This is a genomic window from Vibrio sp. 2033, from assembly GCF_033339735.1.
In genome coordinates, this window is record NZ_JAWOVC010000883.1 from 1 (window position 1) to 510 (window position 510).

The 510-nt window shown below is 43.7% G+C and carries 1 protein-coding gene; it reads left to right on the forward strand.

Features of this window, described 5'->3' with window-relative positions; translation table 11 throughout:
* Positions 1–71: 71 nt before the first annotated feature.
* The coding region (locus tag R7P74_RS29625; protein ID WP_318124326.1) for an HD domain-containing protein at positions 72–510 on the forward strand (439 nt) is incomplete at its 3' end.

Here is a 510-nt window from a genome sequence, read left to right on the forward strand (position 1 = left end):
CAATGGTGAATGGCAAGATCATGTGCTGACATCATTAACTAACCCTCATTGGCAGCAAGAAGGGCGCTAATATGGATCGATTAGAAAAACAGTTAGCATTACTCATTGAGCTTGATAAGCTCAAAAGCGTATTGCGTCGTACTCGGGTGAAAAGCGCCGAAGGTCGTCTTGAAAACAGCGGTGAGCACAGTTGGCACGTCGCATTGATGGCAGTATTAATGGAAGAGCACGCAAATGCACCAGTCGATATCTGTCGAGTGATGAAAATGCTATTGATACATGACGTTGTTGAGATCGACGCAGGCGACACGTTTGTTTATGATACTGCCGCTTCAAAAGAGCAAGCAGAAAAAGAAATAAAAGCCGCTGAACGCTTATTTGGTATGTTACCAACAGATCAAGGGCAAGAATTATTAGCGCTTTGGCTAGAGTTTGAAGCCGCGCAGAGTGATGATGCAAAATATGCAAAAGCGCTTGATCGTTTAATTCCCATGCTCTTGAACTACCATA